Source organism: Longirhabdus pacifica (genome assembly GCF_004115085.1).
GTDB lineage: Bacteria > Bacillota > Bacilli > Paenibacillales > DSM-105158 > Longirhabdus > Longirhabdus pacifica.
Genome location: NZ_QXJP01000071.1, coordinates 1 through 546, shown reverse-complemented (window position 1 = coordinate 546; position 546 = coordinate 1). Strand labels below are relative to the sequence as shown.

The following is a 546-nucleotide window of genomic DNA, read 5'->3' as shown; positions in this document are numbered from 1 at the left end:
CTTTTGTTTTCTATATCACTTATGGCCTCTCCTTGAATAGCATGATCATTTAAAAATTGACGTAAACGATGTGTTTGTTTTTTTGTTTGAACAAAGCTTAATGTTGCATCAGGATGATGAATAAAAAGAGAATTTTTTTTTGACTCATATTGCGAAATAGATATTGTTTTTACCTTATCTAAAGAAAGTAAATATAAATGGGGTAAGAAAGGAAAAATGTACAATAATAATGTCTTCCATATTTGTTCAGGACTATTTTCTGGCATGTAATATATTTGTTTTCCAGCTACTAGTTTATCTGTTTTTGTTTGTTTATGCCTCAATGGTGCTTTTATGTTCTGTTCTTCTATAATAAGTAATGGAACACGAGCAAAAACATTACCAATAACACTGATGATAGGTAATATGTAAAAAAATAAAAGAAAAATGATATACAATCCCATGAGAAAATTATTCAAAAAAGTATTGGTTTGAAAATTTGAAAACCATTCCGTAATCGTTACTAAAAAGTAGCAATAAAATGTGTTTATGCTCTCTAATAATGAA

Annotated in this window: 1 protein-coding gene; it reads right to left on the bottom strand. The window is 27.5% G+C overall.

The features are described from left to right. Window positions 1–437: hypothetical protein (locus D1Z92_RS17460; RefSeq protein WP_164931706.1), on the bottom strand; the 437-nt coding region annotated here is incomplete at its 3' end. Between the last annotated feature and the right edge of the window lie 109 nt (window positions 438–546).